A 1,525-nucleotide genomic window follows, 5' to 3' on the forward strand; every position below is an offset into this window, starting at 1 on the left:
GTCACTAGTGCACCCTCTTTCCTGCGAGTCCTTGGATGGGGCTTGTGGTAGGAACTAGGCGGAAGCCGGGGTGACGGCCTAGCATGGTCGCCCTTCGCGGGCCTTCATGACACTGCCGCCCCCGGCTTCCCCGGAACCGCGAAGCGATGACAAGGGGACGCGCCATCGAGCGCCGGTTAGTGACCACTCCGCCCTCGGTTCCCTCGCCTCCGCCTGGCTCCTGCCGACGACCGCGAGCAGGAAGACGACCACGTGTCGCTGGAAGATCAGCCGTTGTACTTCGTCGGGATCGACTGGGCCGCCGCCGAGCACGCCGTGTGCGTACTCGATCAGACCGGCCGGAAGGTCACCGCGTTCACCATCGACCACACCGCCGCCGGGTTCGCCCGGCTGACCACCCGATTGGGCAAGCTGGGTGATGTCGACCGCATACCCGTGGCGATCGAGCGCCCCGACGGGCGGCTGGTCGACGCCCTGGCCGAGGCCGGACATCCCTTGCTTCCGGTCAAGCCCACCGCGATCAAGTCCTGGCGCGAGAACGAGGTGCCCTCCGGCGCGAAGTCCGACCCCGGCGACGCTTACGTGATCGCCGACTACCTGCGCGTCCGCTTCCACCGGCTGCGCCCGGCCGCGCCGTTGTCCGGCCACACCAAGGGCTTGCGCGCTGTGGTACGCACCCGCAGCGACCTGGTCGAGACCCGCGTCGCGGCAACCAACCAGCTCGCCGCGCTGCTGGATGCCCACTGGCCCGGCGCCAAGGCCATCTTCGCCAACATCGAGTCCGCGATCGCTCTGGCCTTCCTCACCCAATACCCGACCGCGGCGTCGGCTTCCCACCTGAGCGAGAAGCAACTCGCCGCGTTCTGCTCCCACCACGGCTACTCCGGCAAGAAACCCGCCGCGGTCCTGCTGGCCCGCCTGCGCTCGGCGCCGGCCGGCACACTCGATCCCATTGTGTCCGAAGGGATCCGCGCCGCAGTGCTGGCCCAGGTCGACGTGCTCACCGCCCTCAACACCGCGATCAAAGACCTGGACCGCGCCACCGCCCAGCGGATGGGCGCCCACCCTGACGGCGCGGTGTTCCGCTCGTTTCCCCGCGCCGGCACGATCAACGCCGCCCAGATCTTGGCCGAGTGGGGCGACGCCCGCGAGGTGTTCGACCGTCCTGACGCGATCGCCGCGCTGGCCGGGATCACCCCGGTCACCAAGGCCTCCGGCAAACACCGCGGCGTGTCCTTTCGTTGGGCGTGCAACAAACGCCTGCGTGTCGCCATCACCACGTTCGCCGCGAATAGCCGGTTTTCCAGTCCCTGGGCGGCCGAGATATACGACCGAGCGCGGGCCTCGGGCAAGGACCACCCGCACGCCACACGCATCCTCGCGCGAGCCTGGGTGCGGGTCATGTGGCGCTGCTGGCAGAACGGCACAACCTACGACCCGGCGCTGCACGGCGGCGCTCAACAGCGACTCAATCAGCAGGTCGCGGCCTGATTCTGCTCTCGAGGTTGACACAAGGGGTGTCATG

The 1,525-nt window shown here is 69.0% G+C and carries 1 protein-coding gene; it reads left to right on the forward strand.

All coding sequences use genetic code 11. The annotated features are described in order from the left end of the window. Nucleotides 1–273 precede the first annotated feature (273 nt). Nucleotides 274–1,491 carry an IS110 family transposase gene (locus C2L58_RS04200; RefSeq protein ID WP_233225541.1) on the forward strand — a complete coding sequence of 406 codons (1,218 nt, stop codon included), beginning with the start codon at nt 274–276 and terminating at the stop codon, nt 1,489–1,491. Nucleotides 1,492–1,525 lie beyond the last annotated feature (34 nt).

The organism is Amycolatopsis sp. CA-126428 (genome assembly GCF_002904335.1).
Taxonomy (GTDB): Bacteria; Actinomycetota; Actinomycetes; order Mycobacteriales; family Pseudonocardiaceae; genus Amycolatopsis.